The sequence below is a fragment of the Dyella silvae genome, from assembly GCF_026421305.1.
Classification (GTDB): Bacteria; Pseudomonadota; Gammaproteobacteria; order Xanthomonadales; family Rhodanobacteraceae; genus Dyella; species Dyella silvae.
The window spans coordinates 122,349-138,712 of sequence record NZ_JAPJBQ010000005.1 but is presented as its reverse complement, the minus strand read 5'-3'; the positions used below and the strand labels follow the sequence as shown (position 1 = coordinate 138,712).

Sequence of the window (16,364 nt, the reverse complement as noted above, 5' to 3'; positions counted from 1 at the left end):
AAGCTTGGGGCGCACGTGTTTCATCACACGTGCGCCCCTTTTTCCAGGACGGAACCAGGATCGGATGCGCCGACTTCGACGCCTGACACTACTGCTGCTGTGGCTGCTCCCCATGCTTGCGCATGCGGGCGTACAGCTGGTGGTGGATGGCGTTGACGATCCGCTCAAGACTGCGGTGGCTTCAGGCGTCGATGTTGCTGCCTACGCCAATCGCGAAGTGACCGAAGCGCAGATGCGCCGCCTCTATAGCCAGGCACTCGACCAGGCCAGGAGCTCACTGCAGCCTTATGGCTACTACGAAGCCAACGTGCAGGGGCAGCTCGAACCGGTGGGTAACAACTGGCGGGTGACGCTACACGTGACGCCCGGCCAGCCGGTCACAGTGACGGCCGTGGATATCAAGCTCGACGCGCAAGCGGCCGCGATTCCGGCCATCCGCCGGGCCAGGCGCGCCATCGAGAACTTCAAGGGGCAGACGCTCAATGACGGTGACTACGACTCGGCACGCGACGCCCTGAGCGGCGCGCTCACCGCAAACGGCTTTCTCGACGCGCGGCTGGTCACCCGCCGTGTGGAAGTGAATCGCGGGGAACGCAGCGCGGTGATTCATCTCGCCTGGGAAGTGGGCTCGCGCTACCGCTTCGGCCAGGTGCACTTTGACGGCTCGCAGTTCCGCGAAGGTTTCCTGCAACGCTACGTGCCCTTCAAGCCGGGCGACTATTTTTCGCAGGAAAAGCTGCTGCAACTGCAACAGGCTTTGAACGGCGCCGACTACTTCTCGGTGGTGAACGTACTGCCCGATATCGACGACAAGAAGAACGGCGTCGTCGATGTGAAGGTGGAGCTTGCGCCCGCCAAACGCAGCGTCTACACCGGCGGCCCCTTCTACGGCACCGACACCGGCATTGGCGTACGCATTGGCAACGAACAGCGCTGGGTGAATCGCCGCGGTCACAAGTGGAAGAACGAGCTGGTGATCTCGCAGAACCTGAAGACGATCGCCACGCTCTACTCCGTCCCCCTGCCCGGTTCCAACCAGCGCAGCTTCAACTATGGCGCGACGTATCGCGACTCCAATACCGATACCTCGAAATCAAAGACACTGGAATTGGTCGCCAATGAAACCCGCCAGTGGCACGGCTGGGTACGCACCATGGGTGTCCATGCGCTCGATGGCACCTTCACGGTGGGACAGAAGAACGGTGAGTCCGCCGATGCACCGGGCATTGAACACGGCAGCAGCAATCTGTTCTATCCAGAGGCATCGTTGTCGCGCAAATCCGGCGACAACCCCGTGTTCGTTCGCAATGGCTGGTCGCTCACGTTCAGCGCACGCAGTACCGTCGGTGGGTTACTGTCCAACGCTGCCTTCAGCCAGGTCACCGCCGACGGCAAGTGGATCGACAGCTTCTGGGGCAACAATCGCCTGATTCTGCGCAGCTCGGCGGGCGTCACGTGGACCAACGACTTCAGCTCCCTGCCACCGCAATTGCGATTCTTCGCCGGCGGCGATCGTTCCGTGCGCGGCTACGGTTACCAGAGCATCGGCCCCAAGAACGCCTACGGCCGCGTGATCGGCGGCAAGAATCTGCTTGTCGGCAGCTCCGAGGTGGAGCATTACTTCACGAAGCAATGGGGCATGGCCGCGTTTGTCGACGCCGGCAACGCCTTTGACGGCACCGATTACCGGCCCAAGGTCGGCGCCGGCCTGGGCGTACGCTGGTTGTCGCCGGTGGGTATGATCCGGGTAGATGTCGCCACGCCGGTACACAACCCGGATGACCACGGCGTGGAACTCCACGTAGTGATCGGACCGGATTTGTGAGAACGCTACGATGACTGCCGCCACACCCTCCCCCTCCGCGCCCCGACCGCGCTTCCGCTGGCTACGCTGGACGCTACTGACACTGGCCACACTGGTGCTGTTGCTGGCGGCCTTCGTCGTCTGGCTACTGGGCACGGCGCCCGGTTTGCGCTTCGCGCTGGCTCGTGCCGAGGCACTCACCAACGGTGCACTCACGGTGCAATCGGCGCAGGGCCGTCTGGTGGGTCCACTCGATCTCACCGGCCTGCGTTACGCCGACGGCAGCGGTCTCGATGTCAAAGTGGCGAAGGCTCATCTGGATTTGCGTGCGCGATCGCTGCTGCGCAAACGGCTGCACGTGCTCGGCCTCAATGCGGATGGCGTAGAAGTAGAGCTACCTAAGAGCGAACCTGACCAATCAAAAAGCAGTTTTTCATGGCAGCCGCCGATCAACATGGTGCTCGATCGCGCCCATGTGGGCACGGTGAAGATCGCGCAGGAAGGCCAGCCCCTGTTCGCTTCCGATTCGCTCGATGTGGTCGGCCGATGGACCGGCCGCGGCATCGAACTGCGTCAGCTGGCGTTGCGCGCGCCGGACGGCCATGCGGATCTCACCGGTAGCATCATCGTCGGTGGCAACTACCGCGGCGATGGCAAGGTCGACTTTTCATGGACCGTTAGCGGCACCGAATACGCGGGCGAACTGCAGGCGCGCGGCGACGGCAAGCAGGCCCATCTCGATCTGCAGCTCGCGCAGCCCATGGCCGCACATCTGCAACTGCAACTTGCACAGAGCGGCAACTACGCGTGGACCGCTCGCCTCGATGCACCGCGCTTCAACCCGAAACCGCTGCTGGGCGACAGCTCGCTGACTGGCCTCGCTATCGCCGTGAGTGGCCAGGGCGATCGGCGCAGCGGCACGCTCACCGGCCAGCTCGGCCTCAACGACTATCAGCTGCAACTGCAGCCCTTGAGCGCGCGCTTCAGTGACGATTTCAACACGCTGACGTTAGAGCAGCTTGGCCTGAGCTCCGCGCAGTTCAAAGGCAACGTTGCCGCGCGCGGCGCGGTGCAACTCGGCAAGCAGCCTTTGACTGCCGACCTTGCCGTCGACTGGAAAGCGATCGAACTGCCCGAGCAGATGGTTGGGCAGCTGCTGCTTAGTCACGGCCATCTTCACGCAAGCGGCAGCCCCGATCAGTTCCACGCCGAAAGCGCACTGGCCATTGGCCCACCGGATCAGCTGGCCGACATCAAGCTCAATCTCGACGGCACGCAGAAGCTGCTCCATCTGAACGAACTCACCGTCAAGCAACCGCAGGGCGAACTGCAGACTAACGGCACCATCACCTTGCAGCCTGCCCTGGCCTGGCAACTCGAAGCGACTGCCAAGAAGTTTGACCCCGGCCATCTGCTGGCCAGGTGGAACGGTTCGCTGGATTTCGATATCGCCACGCAGGGCTCGCTGCCACAAGACCATCCCGACGTCACGCTGGAGATCCGCAAACTGGACGGCCGCCTGCGCGACCGTACCGTGCGCGGCGACGGCAAGCTGCACCTGCCGCCGGAAGGTGTCGTCGAGGGCAAGCTGCATCTGATGTCCGGTAGCAGTGATGCGGTGATCGAAGCTCGCCCCGGCAACAGCAACGACGTCACCATCAAACTCGCCATCGCCACGCTTGGCGACTGGTTGCCTGACGCCGCCGGCCGACTGCAAGGCAACATCCAGGTTCGCGGCAAGCACCCGAAGCTCGCCGTCGATGCGAACCTGCAAGGACAAGCGCTGAGCTATGCGGGACAACATATCGACAGCCTGCGTCTGCTCGCGGACGTGCCCGACATCAGTCATCCCGGCGGCAAACTCGACCTGCGCGCCGGTGGCGTCAACGCAGGCGGACTCAACTTCAGCCAGGTCGATGTGCGTGGTGATGGCACGGCTGAACGCCACCATCTCACGCTGAGCGCCCACGGCTCGCCACTCACCACCGACCTTGCCATCAGCGGCAGCCTGAAGGGTTCCGCATGGAATGGCTCGCTGTCCGCGCTCAATGTCGATCTTGCCGGACTGCCGCGTTGGCGGCTTCAGCAGCCCACATCGCTGTCGTACAACGATGGCGCCATGAACCTGTCGGAACTGTGCCTCACCGCCGGCGATCCGCTGCTGTGCGCTGCAGCCAAACAGGATAAGGCCGGTAATCTCGATGCCAGCTATCGCCTGCGCAACATGCCCATCGCGCTGCTGCTGAGCGCGGTCAGCAGCAGCAAGGTACCGATGCGCGTGGCAGGCACGCTCGAAGGTGATGGTCAGGTTCGTCGCAACACGGCCGGTGCATTGAACGGCACCGCGTCGATCACCTCGGCAAAAGGCGCCATCGCTTATGCCGACCGTCCCGACGAGCCGCTGATCACGTACAACAATCTCACGCTCAACGCACAGCTAAGCCCCGCCAATCAGCGCATCGAGCTGCACGCTGGACTAACCAACCAGGGGCGGCTGGATGGCCAGGCCACCATCAGCGGTGCACAGCAAGCGCTCAACGGACGCGTCGCTGTGCACACGAGCAACCTCGCGCTGCTTGAAATATTCACTACCTCGGTGGTGAGCCCCAAAGGCGCCATCAACGGCGATTTCGAGCTCGGCGGCACAGTCTCGCAGCCCGCCATCAACGGCCAGGCCGGCATTAGCGATTTCGCTGCGGAAATCCCCGCCATGGGCCTCAAGCTCAATCAGGGCCATGTCACCGTGCGCACGACCGATGCACAGCATTTCCAGATTGACGGCGCCGTGCGCTCGGGTGAAGGCAGCCTTGCACTGCAAGGCAGTGCATCGCTGGGCACCGATGCACAGAACGTGCTGACGGTGAAGGGCAGCAAGGTCACTGCAGTCGACATTCCATCAGCCAAGGTGGCTGTTTCGCCCGACCTGGCATTGCGCCACAGTGTCGATGGGCTGGACCTCACCGGCAGCATCACCGTCGACAGTGCCGATGTGAACCTGGACAAATTGCCAGGCGCCGGCGCCACCAAGGCATCGCCTGACATCGTGGTGGTGGACGACAAGCAAGCGCAGGAACAAGCCAGCCGCACGCCGATCACCGCCACGGTCACGGTCAATCTCGGCGACAAGACCCATCTGGCAGGCATGGGCCTGGATGGCCATCTGCGCGGCCAGCTGGTGGTCAGCGAACGCCCGGGGCACGTCACGACCGGACAGGGCCAGATTCTGGTTGACGGCACTTACAAAGCCTACGGCCAGAACCTGCAGATCGATCGCGGTCAGCTGTTGTTTGCGACCACCCCCATCGACAATCCCGGCCTCAATATTCGCGCTGTCCGCAAGATCAACCCCAACGCCACCGTCGACGATGGCCAGCAAGTAGGTCTCAATGTCACCGGCACGGCCAAGCGGCCGGTGCTCACGGTGTTCTCGCAGCCAGTGATGGACCAGTCCGATGCGCTCTCTTATCTGGTCACAGGCAAGCCTCTGAACCAGGTGAAGAGCGGCGATACCAGCAAGGTGAATGCGGCCGCGCAGGCACTGGGTTCCGCCGCCGGCAACTTGCTGGCGAAGAACATCGGCTCGCGCCTGGGCATCGATGATATCGGCGTGAGCAACAGCGACGCGCTCAATGGCGGCTCGGCGTTTACCGTGGGCAAATATCTCTCGCCACGCCTGTACATCAGTTACGGCGTGGGCCTGTTCGATCCGGGCCAGGTCATCACCTTGCGCTATCACTTCAATGCGCGCTGGAATTTCGAAGCGCAAAACGCTACGGACTTCAGCCGCGCCGCGCTGAACTACCGCATCGAGAAATAGCGCCGACGGAACGCCCGCACCAGAACCGGCCCCATCCGGCCATGCGCCTTCCGACGCAATCAGACGTTTCTCATGGTTTGGCGCCAAGCTCGCTCTTAGCATGCCCGTTCGAGTGTGACCGCAGGGCGATCACGCCTGATGCGCCGGCCGCTCGATATCCCTTGCGCCAGCCGGTACCGGCGACGAATCGCGCCGTCTCCCAATGGCAAAGAAAAGGCGTCAAAGGAAACTTTCATGAACGAAAAAGGACAAAGCCGCAAATTCGCAGCTTTTATCTGCGCTTGCCTTCTTCTTGGCACTGCGGCAATCGTCTGGTGGGCTAAGCATCATGCTGAGCACACTGCAGATCAAGACGAACCGCAGGGAGTGCCGTTCACATACGAATACGTACCCCCTCACGACCCCAAGCTCGTGCCCGCGTATGACATGTTGCGCAACCTGGATCTGTTTCATCAGCTGACGGAAATCCAGGCCATCGACGGTACGTTTCTACTACCTCAGCCGATCCATTTTGTCGCAGCGGAATGCGGCGATACCAATGCGTACTACTTCGCGCCCAAGGCAGAGCTTGTGCTCTGCTACGAGCTAGCCAACGATATTCTCTCCACGGGTAAGAAGATGGCGCGGGAAGAACAGCTGAGCAAGGATTTTCCCCAGGAATACCTGATCGGCGCCCTCCGCTTCATTCTTCTGCATGAACTCGGACACGCGTTAATCGATCAATTGAAGCTGCCAATCACCGGTCGCGAGGAAACCGCCGCCGACGAGTTCGCCGCGGTGATGCTGCTGCAATACATCGACCATAACGAAGTCCGCGGCACGGTGGAGAACAGCCTGAATTACGCGGGCACCTTTTTGGCAGAAGATGACGGCAAATACGATCTGGCTGTGTTTGCCGATGAACACGAAATAGGCAAACAACGCCATTTCAACCTGCTCTGCATCCTGTATGGCAGTGCCCCAGCCGACTTCCTCAGCGTCGTGACAAAAATGGGCCTTCCCGAGGAACGGGCGGACACATGCCCGACGTACGCCACCAGGGTCAGGTCGACGTGGGGCGATCTGCTTTATCCGCATTCGGTTCCTGAGTTTCAGTTAAGTCACGAAGAATGGATGCAGCAGAACCTCAACGGGCGCGCGGCGCAGGACAAGAACGCCGATCTATACGTGCGCTGACGTGGACCTCCGACGGTAGTTCGACAGGCTTCAGCGAGGCGGCGGCTCGGATCGGCTTCGCGACGGCGCACTGAATCAGGCTCATACACAGAATACTTCTATGCCTCAGTTCCAATGGGTTTTGGCCGTCATCGGCATGATGATTGGCCTTGGCATCGCGAGAATTCTCACCTGCTTAGCGGCTGTTGTGCGCTCCCGGAACGTGTCACGCCCGGACTGGATCTCGTTGGTATGGGCCGCCAGCATCTTCATCATGGAACTGGATTTATGGTGGTCGCTTCACGATGCCGTGGCAGCGGTCAAGGAGTGGACGTTCGCCGTCTTTCTGATGCTCCTCATCCAGCCCCTTCTGATCTTTTTTGCAGCGGTCTTGGTGCTGCCTTCCACGGAGCTGAAGATCGGCGAGAATTATCGCGAACTCTATGACCGCCATGGACATTGGGCGCTGCTAGCCATCAGCGGCTACTTTCTGGAAATGCTCGTGGAGAACGCCCTCTACTGGGAAATCACCCCCGATGGTTGGACGGCCATAGTCCCGGTAACGCTGGCCGTTCTTCCCATGGCGGCCTTCTTCAGTCCACGGCGAATCCATGGCGTCATCGCCCTGGTCTATTTCATCATTTGCGTGACTTTCATCTTCGTCGATCCCAACGCATGGATCGAGGTGCACGACATGCACTGATATTCAGGGGCAGGAAGCATCGCTGCATCAGCGTGATATGGGGTGCCTTCTCGGCGATGGCTTTGAAGCATAGCCCTGCCTCTGAAGTAGCATTGGTCTTCGGCATCTGCGCCCAGGGCGCATAAGCGCCGGTTCAATGACCTTGCCGAATCCGCTGCAGCTCGTCTTTCAACCAGTCAGCCGACAACTGTTCTTTGCCGTCGCAAATCACCTTGTATGGCTTGCCGCTGAAGCTGCTCTCGCTGGCCGCGCGTTCGATGAACTGCTCGGCGGAGTTCACCCTGTCCTTGCGCAAGAGATAGTCCAGCTTGTCTTGCAGATGCGCTTGCGCCTGCGTGGAGCTATACGGGCTGCCGTTGCGGATAAACGTGCAATGGCTGTTGCCTACGAAGGCAAGTAGCGCACTCACCTCTCGCTGCGCGTTCGCATCCAGTGCGCCCTGCGCGCTCATGGACCACATGCTGGCACCGGCCCACAACGCCACCCATACGCCTGATCGCCGCCTGTTCCGTATCACTCCGCACTCCCTTGGCCCACGCCTCTGTCGCAAATAGTCGCGAGACAGCATCGTAGCCCATTGGTCATGCCCCACATGCCCGCGCCACGGGCTATTGTGGTGCCTTTTTTATCCTCAGGAGTACGCGTCCATGCGGCAATTTCGTTGGATTCTCACGGCAGCAGCGCTGACCAGCACCTGTGCATTGGCGACCACCGCCCCGACCGAACCCGCAGCGGCCCATGCCCTCGCCCGCAGTGCCAGCGGCATCGATCTGGCGGGCATCGACCACAGCGTGCTCCCGGGCAACGATTTCGATAACTACGCCAACGGTACCTGGAAGAAGACGGCCGAGATTCCGGCAGACCGCTCCAGCACCGGCGTGTTCCTGGAAGTGTTTCAGAAGGCGGAGAAGCGCAACGCGGAGCTGATTCAGGCCGCCGGCAACAGCAAGCCAGCCGCGGGCAGCAACGAGCGCAAGATTGCCGACTACTACGCCGCGTTCATGGACGAGGCCACCATCGAGAAGCGCGGGCTCGAACCGCTTGCGCCCGAACTGAAGAGCATCGACGCCATCAAGAGCCAGGCTGACCTCGCCCGCGTGCTCGGCGAAGGCCTGCGTGCCGACGTGGACCCGGTGAACGCCACCAACTTCCACACGGAACATCTGTTCGGCTTGTTTGTCTCGCATGGCCTGGAAGACGCTTCGCGCAATATCCCTTACTTGCTGCAGGGCGGCCTTGGCATGCCCACTCGCGACTACTACCTGTCCGACGACAAGGCGATGGTGGAAACGCGTGGCAAGTACCAGACCTACATGGCAGCACTTCTGAAGCAGGCCGGCGTGGCCGATGCCGATGCTAAAGCCAAGGCCATCCTCGCGCTGGAAACCAAGATCGCCAAGGCACAGGTCGACATCATCGACAGCCAGGACGTCCACAAGGCCAACAATCCGTGGCCGCTGGCGTCGTTCGCCAAGAATGCGCCTGGTCTCGACTGGAATGACTATTTCAAGGCCGCCGGCCTCGACCAGCAGAAGGTCGTCGACGTTTGGCAGGTGCCGGCGATCAAGGCGCTTTCCGCGCTGACCGCCAGCGAACCGTTGCAGACCTGGAAGGACTACCTCACCTTCCACGCACTCAACGAGAGTGCCGCGCTGCTCCCCAAGGCGTATGCCGATCTCAGCTTCGGCTTCTACGGCCAGGCGCTGTCGGGTACGCCCAAACAGCGTGATCGCTGGAAGCGCGCAGTAGCCAGCACCAACGTCGCGCTGGGCGACGCGGTCGGCCAGATCTACGTGAAGAAGTACTTCCCTGCATCGTCCAAAGCGCAGGTCGAGCAGATGGTGAAGAACATCCTCGCCGCATTCGATGAGCGCGTGAACGACATCGACTGGATGACGCCGTCCACGCGCCAGAAGGCCAAGGCCAAGATCGCCAGCATCCGCGTGAGCGTGGGTTATCCGGAAACCTGGCGCGACTACGGCAAGCTGGAGATCCGCGCCGACGACGCGCTGGGTAATCAGCAGCGCGCCGAGAAGTACGAGTACGAGCACCAGCTGTCCAAGCTCGGCCAGCCGGTGGACCGCGGCGAGTGGTGGATGACGCCGCAGACGGTGAATGCCGTGAACCTGCCGCTGCAGAACGCACTGAACTTCCCCGCAGCGATTCTCGAGGCGCCGTTCTTCGATCCGAAGGCCGACCCGGCCACGAACTACGGTTCCATCGGCGCGATCATCGGTCATGAGATCAGCCACAGCTTCGACAATCTTGGCGCGGAGTTCGACGCCCAGGGCAACCTCGCCAACTGGTGGACGCCGGAAGATCAGGCGCACTTCAAGGCCGCCGGCCAGAAGCTGGTCGCGCAGTACAACGCGTATGAAGCACTGCCAGGCCTGCACGTGAACGGCCAGCAGACGCTGGGCGAAAACATTGCCGACGTGTCGGGCCTGACCATCGCCTACATCGCGTATCACAAGTCGCTCGACGGCAAGCCGGCACCGGTGATTGACGGCCTCACCGGCGATCAGCGTTTCTTCCTCGCCTTCGGCCAGAGCTGGCGCGAGAAGGTCCGCGACGCGGCGATGCGCCAGCGCGTGATCGGCAACGAGCATTCGCCGGGCCGCTTCCGCGCCCAGACTGTGCGCAACCTCGACGGCTGGTACGACGCCTCCCAGTCCAAGGCGGGCGAAACGCTGTATCTCGCTCCGGCAGATCGCGTGAAGATCTGGTAACGCACCACTGACGCGACGAAATAAAAAGCCACGCCTCTCACGAGGCGTGGCTTTTTTATTTGGGTGACTCGTCAAGCCACGCAGGGTGCGCTCCCACAGCCGGACGTCCGTCAGGCGATACCCAGGCCCTCGATGCCGACAATCTCGTGCACATCAAAGCCGGCCATCTCAGCGAAATGACGGCCGCGATCGGCGTAATCGTGGAACTGATCGAAACTGGGAGCGCCCGGCGACAGCAGGATGGTGCCGCTGGCAGGCGTGATGGCACGGGCACGTTCGACCGCCGCTGCAAGATCACCCGTTTCCTCCACCACCACACCCGCTTCGCGCAGCACGCGCGCAATACGCGGACCGTTGGCACCTTGCGCGACGATGGCGTGTGGCGCGTGCGCCTTCATCGCAAAGACAAACTCGCTCCAATCCAGACCGCGGTCATGCCCGCCCACGATCACGGTCACGGCCTTGCCCTGCAGGCTACCCAGCGCCGCCAATGTCGCCAGTGGCGTGGTGCTGATGGAGTCGTTGACCCAGTGAAAGCCATCGTGCTCGCCCAGCGGCTGCAAACGATGCGGCAGAGGGCGGAAGGTGGCGAGCGCTGCAGCCGCTTTCAGCGCGTCGAAGCCCATCGCCTCGAGCGCCGCCAACGCCGCACAGGCATTGAGCGCATTGTGCGCACCCGGCGCACGCAGATTCGTAATCTCGAACACGGGCTGCGAGCCCCGGCGAATAGAACCGCCCGCCACGTGCCAGCCGTCGACATGGCCGAACACGATGCGATGCGGATGCCGCGCAGTGCGTTTGAGGAGAAACCCTTGCGTGGCATTCACCAACAGCTGCTTTGAGACATCGGCCAGCTTGAGCTTGTCGTCGATATAACGCTCGCGCGAACCATGCCAGTCGAGGTGTTCCTCATAGAGACTGGTGATGACACCCAGCTCCACCGAACCCGCCTCGCTCGTCTGAAAACTGGAAAGTTCGATGGCCCACAGATCGGCGGATACGTCCAGTAGTTCCAGCAAGGGCATGCCGATATTGCCAGCCAGCGCGGTACGCACGCCAAGACTGCGCGCAAGATGCGCCAGCATCGCCGTGGTGGTGCTCTTGCCCTTGGTGCCGGTGACGGCGATCACACGGGCATCGGGGTTTTCGGCGAACCACAATGCGGTGCCTGACGTGATGCAGGCACCCGCTTCGCGTGCTGCCTGCAGTGCCGGTTTGTAAGCGGAAATGCCCGGCGACTTCACCACCACATCGAATACGGCCAGCGCCGTCGCATCGGGCTCGTGTCCACGCACATCCAGCGTGGCATCGAAGGCGCACGCCGATGCCACTTCGGCATCGCTGCAGAACAACGTGAGCGACAGCTGCGGCAGGCGTGAGCGGATGGCCTTGATGGCAGCGCGCCCTTCCCGCCCGAAACCCCACACGGCAACACGCTTGCCGTCGAGATCGGCGATGCGCAGCGGCGGCGCCTGCGTCACGCGAAGAACGCCAGCGCCGGTTGCAGACGGGCAGGAATACGCTGCTCACCCGAAGGTTGCAGCCACGGCTCCAGGGCCAGCTCCTTCACGTCGAGCTGCGGCTGTATCTCGCTGATGAAACGTGCCACCAGGGCGTCTTCCTGCCACTCCGAACGCTGGCTCAGCGCATACATCGCGGCCCGTGCCTCGGCACCCTCGCCCACGCATTCGAACGGCTTGTGATTCTGGTATTCCAACAGCGCATCGAAACCGGGCGCGAGGTTCTCGTCGTCCAACAGGTTACGGCCAAAGATCGACAGCAGACGCGGCTTAGCCAGGAATGGCGCCAGCGCGAGGAAGACGAAGTGGCACTTCGGACACTGTCCGCACCAGCGATCGGCCGGCTTGGGGCCGAGCAGTTTGAAGTTGCGGTTGCAGCTGGAGAAGGCATCGAAGTACGGCGTGAGTTTGGAGAACGCACGCGTTACGGCCAGCTCCGAATAGGGGCGCAGCAACGAGCAATAGGTGAGATCGGCAGCCACATGCTGATGCAGCCAGTCACCCAGCAACTGTTCGAACGTGTAGCCCTTGCTCCACTGATGGTTCACCTGCTGGCCTTCGTACTCCAGCGTGGCAGCCGAGGCGGAGCGTTCGTTGGCAAAGGCGATGCTGTCGAAGCCGTAAAGGATGGCGGCCACGGCGAGAATGGCGGAGTTCACGGCCGTCACCGGGATATGGCCATTCCACGCACCCAGGCGGTTGAGCTCAAACAGGCCCGGCGCGAGTTCGCGCTGGATGTTGAGCATCGGCAGACCGGTGCGCTCGGCGCAGGCGGCGATGAGCGGCGAATTGCCGACCCACACGGCCGTGGCGTCACCATGGATGGACTTGATGGCTTCCACCGCCACCAGCGAGTCCTTGCCGCCGCCGATGGGTACCAGCGTGCGGTGCGGCAGATTCAGTGCCTTCGCCTCGGGCGCTTTGGCGCTGCCACGCGGGAAGTTGATGCGGCCGCGCAGATCGAGGCCATTGCGATAGGCAAACTCCGCGAGGCCGTGCAGATAGAGCGCGTCCAACAGATCCGCCGTGGCGTCATCGAGCGGGCCACTGGCCACGTCGATGCGCGGCGGCACGCCGGCCTTGTAGTAGCTGACGCCGGCGATCAGGTGCAGCAGTTTCAGCGCCTGATCGAACGCTGCCTGATGACTGGACGGGATAGCCGGCGCATTCGGAAAACGCACGCGCTCGATCAGCTCTTCACCGTGATCGAAGCCGTACACCAGCTCGGCCACGCCATCGGCGTAGCTGCAGCGCACGAAGCGGAATACCTGGGTCAGGCGGGGGTTGATGTTGGTCGTCACTCTCAAGTCTCCGTCGACGCTACTCCCTCTCCCCTTCGGGGAGAGGGTTGGGGTGAGGGGCCGGGCTGGCCAAAGCCTGCAGGATCACCTCAAGCACGCCTTCCACGTTCTTCAATGCGTCATTGTTCCAGAAACGCAGGACCCTGTAGCCCATTGCTTCCAGCTCCACGGTACGGCGCTCGTCATAAATCAACTGATCGCCATGTTGGCCGCCGTCCAGCTCCACGATCAGGCCAGCGTCCGGACAGACAAAATCAACGATGTAACGACCGATTTCGTGCTGGCGCCGGAATTTCCAGCCTTGCAGGCGGCGATTGCGCAGGTGATGCCAGAGCAATTGTTCCGCGTCCGTTTGGGCACCTCGCATGCCGCGAGCCCTATCGACATTCAAACGCTTCATCCGTGAGCGTCCTTGGTTGGTACGTTATCGCGAGCACCCGCCCCTCACCCCAGCCCTCTCCCCCGAAGGGGAGAGGGAGAAGTGGGGGACTGAGGTTTACTCGAGAATGATCTCCTCAGCCTCATCGCGCATGTTGTACGGCGAGGACATCACCTTGCCGTACGCGCCGGCCTGCGCCACCAGCATCACGTCGCCTTCCAGCGGCTCCGGCAGGCGGCGGTCGGTACCCAGCACGTCGCCGCTTTCGCAGATCGGGCCGACCACCTGGAACAGCCCGGTGGCCGGCTCGTCAAGGCGCGTGAGGTTCACGATCTCGTGCCAGGCCTCGTACAGCGCGGGGCGGATCAGGCTGTTCATGCCGGTATCCACACCGAGGTAACGGATCTGGTTGTTCCCCTTGCCCTTGGTCTGGGTGACCTTGGTGAGCAGCACACCGGCATCCGCGACGAGGTACCGGCCCGGCTCCATCCACAGCTTGTAGTGTGGATAGGCCGCCTTCACCTCACGCAGCACCCGGTCGAGCGCCGCGATATCCAGACGCGCCTCGCCCGGATGCGAGGGCACGCCGAGGCCGCCGCCGATGTCCAGGAAGGTCACGCTGCCGATGCGTTCGGCAAGACTGGCAAGCTGCCCGTACACCTCGCCCCAGTGGCCATCGTCGAGGATGCCCGAGCCCAGGTGCGCGTGCAGGCCACGCACGGTCACCCCATGCGTATCGGCAAGCCGCAGGAAGGTGTCCAACTGCTCCACCGGCAGACCGAACTTGCTGCCGCTGCCGCCGGTGCGCACCTTCTCGTGGTGACCGAGGCCACGACCGAGATCAAGACGCAACACGACTTCACGGCCGCGGAACAGCTCGCCCCACTGGTCCAGCTGGTATAGCGAATCCAGCGAGAGCGTGGCGCGCGTGGTCAGGGCCCACTCGTAGTCTTCGCGTGGTGCGAAGTTGGGGGTGAAGAGCAGAGGCGCGGACTCCGGCACCACGGCCATCACCGCCTTCAGTTCACCCGGCGACACGCACTCGAAACCGAAGCCTTCTTCGGCCAGCGCCTTGAGGATGGCGGGGTGCGTGTTGGCTTTCACCGCGTAATGCAGGCGATCCACTGCCGCCAGCGTTTTCAGATCACGCGCCTGCTGACGCACGGTCGGCAGATGGTAGACGTAGCGCGGCGTGGCGTCCGCACCCAACTTGAGCAGGTCGGCACGACGCTCTTCGCGCCACCACGAAGCCGCCGGTGGCAGCACTTCGCCGCTGCCATAGAGCGCCTGCCAGCTTGGGCCGAACAACGCGCTGTCGTCGGTACGCAACGCACCAGCGGTGATCAGCAGTTCGTGCAAATGCGGCAGCAGCTCATCCACCACGTTTTCATCCACCACGAAGGTGAGATTGAGGTTGTTGGACGACTGCGAAATCATGTGCACGCGCAGCTGGCCGAACTCGGCAAGCACGGTGGACAGCGTGTGCAACATGGAACGCATACCGCGCCCCACCAGCGTGATCGCCGCACACGGCGCAATCACTTTCACACGGCACACCTTGGCCAGATCGCTGGCCAGCGCGGCGAGCGCGTCGGAATCGAGCAGGTTTTCCGTAGGATCCAGCGACACCGTCACGTTGGTCTCGGCCGAGCCGATCATGTCCACCGACAGGCCGTGCTGCTTGAAGTGCGCAAACACGTCGGCGAGAAAGCCGACCTGCTGCCACATGCCTACCGACTCCATCGACACCAGGGTGATGCCCTTGCGTGCACTGATGGCTTTGACGCTCGGCGCATGCTCGCGCACTTCCGGGCCGATCAGGGTGCCTTCCAGCTCGGGCCGGTTGGTGTCCTTGATCAGCAGCGGCACGCGCGGCTCGCGCAGCGGCGAAAGGCAACGCGGATGCAGCACCTTGGCTCCGGTGGAAGCGATTTCCTGGGCCTCCTCGTAATCGAGGCGCTGTAGCAGGCGTGCACTGGGCACCTGGCGCGGGTTGGCGGTGAACATGCCCGCCACGTCCGTCCAGATTTCCACGCGCTGCGCCTTCAGCAACGCGCCGAAGTACGAAGCGGACGTATCCGAACCACCACGACCGAGCAGCACGGTGCGACCCTGCGATTCACGCGCGATGAAGCCCTGCGTGATGAACACATCGCCCAGTTCGGCCAGGCGCGCGTTCAACGCAGGATCGGGCTTCGCCTCCACCATGGCCGAGAGCAACTTGGTGCGCTCATTCTGGTTAGGCAATGCGATCGCAGAGAGGCAGTCGCGCGCATCCACCCACTGCGTCGTCAAACCGCTGTGAGTGAGGAACGCCGCGCCCAGCGCGCTGGACATCAGCTCGCCATGCGCCTGCACCAGTGCCGCCCACGCGAGCTCGCCCAGTTGCGACGGGCCGTCTTCGGCCAGCCGCGCGAGTTCGGTGAGTCGGGCGTCGAGGGTGTCCGGAACCGCCAGCTGCATGTGATCGAGCAGGTCGTAGTGACGCTGTGCGATCGCCTTGGCAGCCTCGATGCGTTTGCCCTTGTCTTCCTGCGCGCACAGATGTTTGAGTGCGTCGGTGATGCCGGTGAGCGCGGACACGACCACCAGCACGCGGGCGCCTTCGGCGCGGCGGCTGGCAACGAGCTCACGGATGTTCTGCCAGCGCGGCAGGGTAGCGACACTGGTGCCGCCAAACTTCATCACGATCCAGGATGCGTCAGCAGGAAGCGACGCGGGGCTTTGCGGGTTCACGAGTACCTTCGTTGGTGGTTGGGGAAAACAATTTCGCCAGTGTTGCGCCGCAGCAGGTGGAATGCAACCGCTGAAGGACAGAGGCGTTTAGATGGCTAAATGCGGAAGAGTATGGAGTTGCCGTACCAGCTCCCTCTCCCCTGCGGGGAGAGGGTTGGGGTGAGGGGGCGGGCTTGCCTCAGTTGCGGGCGTTGCGAAAGCTTGCTCTAGAAGCGCTTTC

10 protein-coding genes are annotated in these 16,364 nt (G+C 62.7%); 5 read left to right on the top strand and 5 right to left on the bottom strand.

From position 1 onward, the window contains the following. The first annotated feature begins 64 nt into the window (after positions 1-64). The 4 genes from OQE56_RS13260 to OQE56_RS13245 all read left to right on the top strand — a co-directional run bounded on the left by OQE56_RS13260 (position 65) and on the right by OQE56_RS13245 (position 7,479). Positions 65-1,825: an autotransporter assembly complex protein TamA gene (locus OQE56_RS13260; RefSeq protein ID WP_267224980.1), complete on the top strand. Its 1,761-nt coding sequence runs from the start codon at positions 65-67 to the stop codon at positions 1,823-1,825. Positions 1,826-1,835: 10 nt separating this feature from the next. Further along, the gene (locus OQE56_RS13255) at positions 1,836-5,621 is read left to right on the top strand and encodes a translocation/assembly module TamB domain-containing protein (protein WP_267224979.1); all 3,786 of its coding nucleotides are present in this window, start codon (positions 1,836-1,838) and stop codon (positions 5,619-5,621) included. A 234-nt stretch (positions 5,622-5,855) separates the two neighbouring features. Continuing rightward, entirely contained in the window at positions 5,856-6,797 is a 942-nt protein-coding gene (locus OQE56_RS13250) for a DUF4344 domain-containing metallopeptidase (protein ID WP_267224978.1), read from the top strand. Positions 6,798-6,897: 100 nt separating this feature from the next. Beyond that, on the top strand, positions 6,898-7,479 hold the full coding sequence (locus tag OQE56_RS13245) for a PLP-dependent aminotransferase family protein (protein ID WP_267224977.1): 582 nt from the start codon (positions 6,898-6,900) through the stop codon (positions 7,477-7,479). Between the two features lie 133 nt (positions 7,480-7,612). Here the strand turns inward: OQE56_RS13245 and OQE56_RS13240 are convergent, their stop codons facing one another. Further along, entirely contained in the window at positions 7,613-7,939 is a 327-nt protein-coding gene (locus OQE56_RS13240; RefSeq protein WP_267224976.1) for a YfeK family protein, read from the bottom strand. A gap of 187 nt (positions 7,940-8,126) precedes the next feature. Here OQE56_RS13240 and OQE56_RS13235 point away from each other — a divergent pair, with 187 nt between their 5' ends. Further along, positions 8,127-10,208: a M13 family metallopeptidase gene (locus OQE56_RS13235; protein ID WP_267224974.1), complete on the top strand. Its 2,082-nt coding sequence runs from the start codon at positions 8,127-8,129 to the stop codon at positions 10,206-10,208. 110 nt (positions 10,209-10,318) lie between these two features. Here the strand turns inward: OQE56_RS13235 and murD are convergent, their stop codons facing one another. The 4 genes from murD to OQE56_RS13215 all read right to left on the bottom strand — a co-directional run bounded on the left by murD (position 10,319) and on the right by OQE56_RS13215 (position 16,144). Further along, positions 10,319-11,671 (bottom strand): UDP-N-acetylmuramoyl-L-alanine--D-glutamate ligase, encoded by a 1,353-nt coding sequence (gene murD / locus OQE56_RS13230; RefSeq protein WP_267225281.1) that lies wholly within the window; start codon positions 11,669-11,671, stop codon positions 10,319-10,321. 14 nt (positions 11,672-11,685) lie between these two features. Further along, complete coding sequence (gene murL, locus OQE56_RS13225) at positions 11,686-13,029, bottom strand: UDP-N-acetyl-alpha-D-muramoyl-L-alanyl-L-glutamate epimerase (protein WP_267224973.1); 1,344 nt, start codon at positions 13,027-13,029, stop codon at positions 11,686-11,688. Positions 13,030-13,048: 19 nt separating this feature from the next. After that, complete coding sequence (locus OQE56_RS13220) at positions 13,049-13,429, bottom strand: endonuclease domain-containing protein (protein WP_267224971.1); 381 nt, start codon at positions 13,427-13,429, stop codon at positions 13,049-13,051. Between the two features lie 96 nt (positions 13,430-13,525). Beyond that, the gene (locus OQE56_RS13215) at positions 13,526-16,144 is read right to left on the bottom strand and encodes a bifunctional aspartate kinase/diaminopimelate decarboxylase (RefSeq protein ID WP_267224968.1); all 2,619 of its coding nucleotides are present in this window, start codon (positions 16,142-16,144) and stop codon (positions 13,526-13,528) included. Between the last annotated feature and the right edge of the window lie 220 nt (positions 16,145-16,364).

What these genes read in the sequence shown, in the direction of transcription:
- OQE56_RS13220 (WP_267224971.1), bottom strand. Translation starts at nt 13,429, where the DNA reads ATGAAGCGTTTGAATGTCGATAGGGCTCGCGGCATGCGAGGTGCCCAA.
- OQE56_RS13240 (WP_267224976.1), bottom strand. Translation starts at nt 7,939, where the DNA reads ATGTGGTCCATGAGCGCGCAGGGCGCACTGGATGCGAACGCGCAGCGA.
- OQE56_RS13260 (WP_267224980.1), top strand. Translation starts at nt 65, where the DNA reads ATGCGCCGACTTCGACGCCTGACACTACTGCTGCTGTGGCTGCTCCCC.
- OQE56_RS13235 (WP_267224974.1), top strand. Translation starts at nt 8,127, where the DNA reads ATGCGGCAATTTCGTTGGATTCTCACGGCAGCAGCGCTGACCAGCACC.
- OQE56_RS13245 (WP_267224977.1), top strand. Translation starts at nt 6,898, where the DNA reads ATGCCTCAGTTCCAATGGGTTTTGGCCGTCATCGGCATGATGATTGGC.
- OQE56_RS13250 (WP_267224978.1), top strand. Translation starts at nt 5,856, where the DNA reads ATGAACGAAAAAGGACAAAGCCGCAAATTCGCAGCTTTTATCTGCGCT.
- OQE56_RS13255 (WP_267224979.1), top strand. Translation starts at nt 1,836, where the DNA reads ATGACTGCCGCCACACCCTCCCCCTCCGCGCCCCGACCGCGCTTCCGC.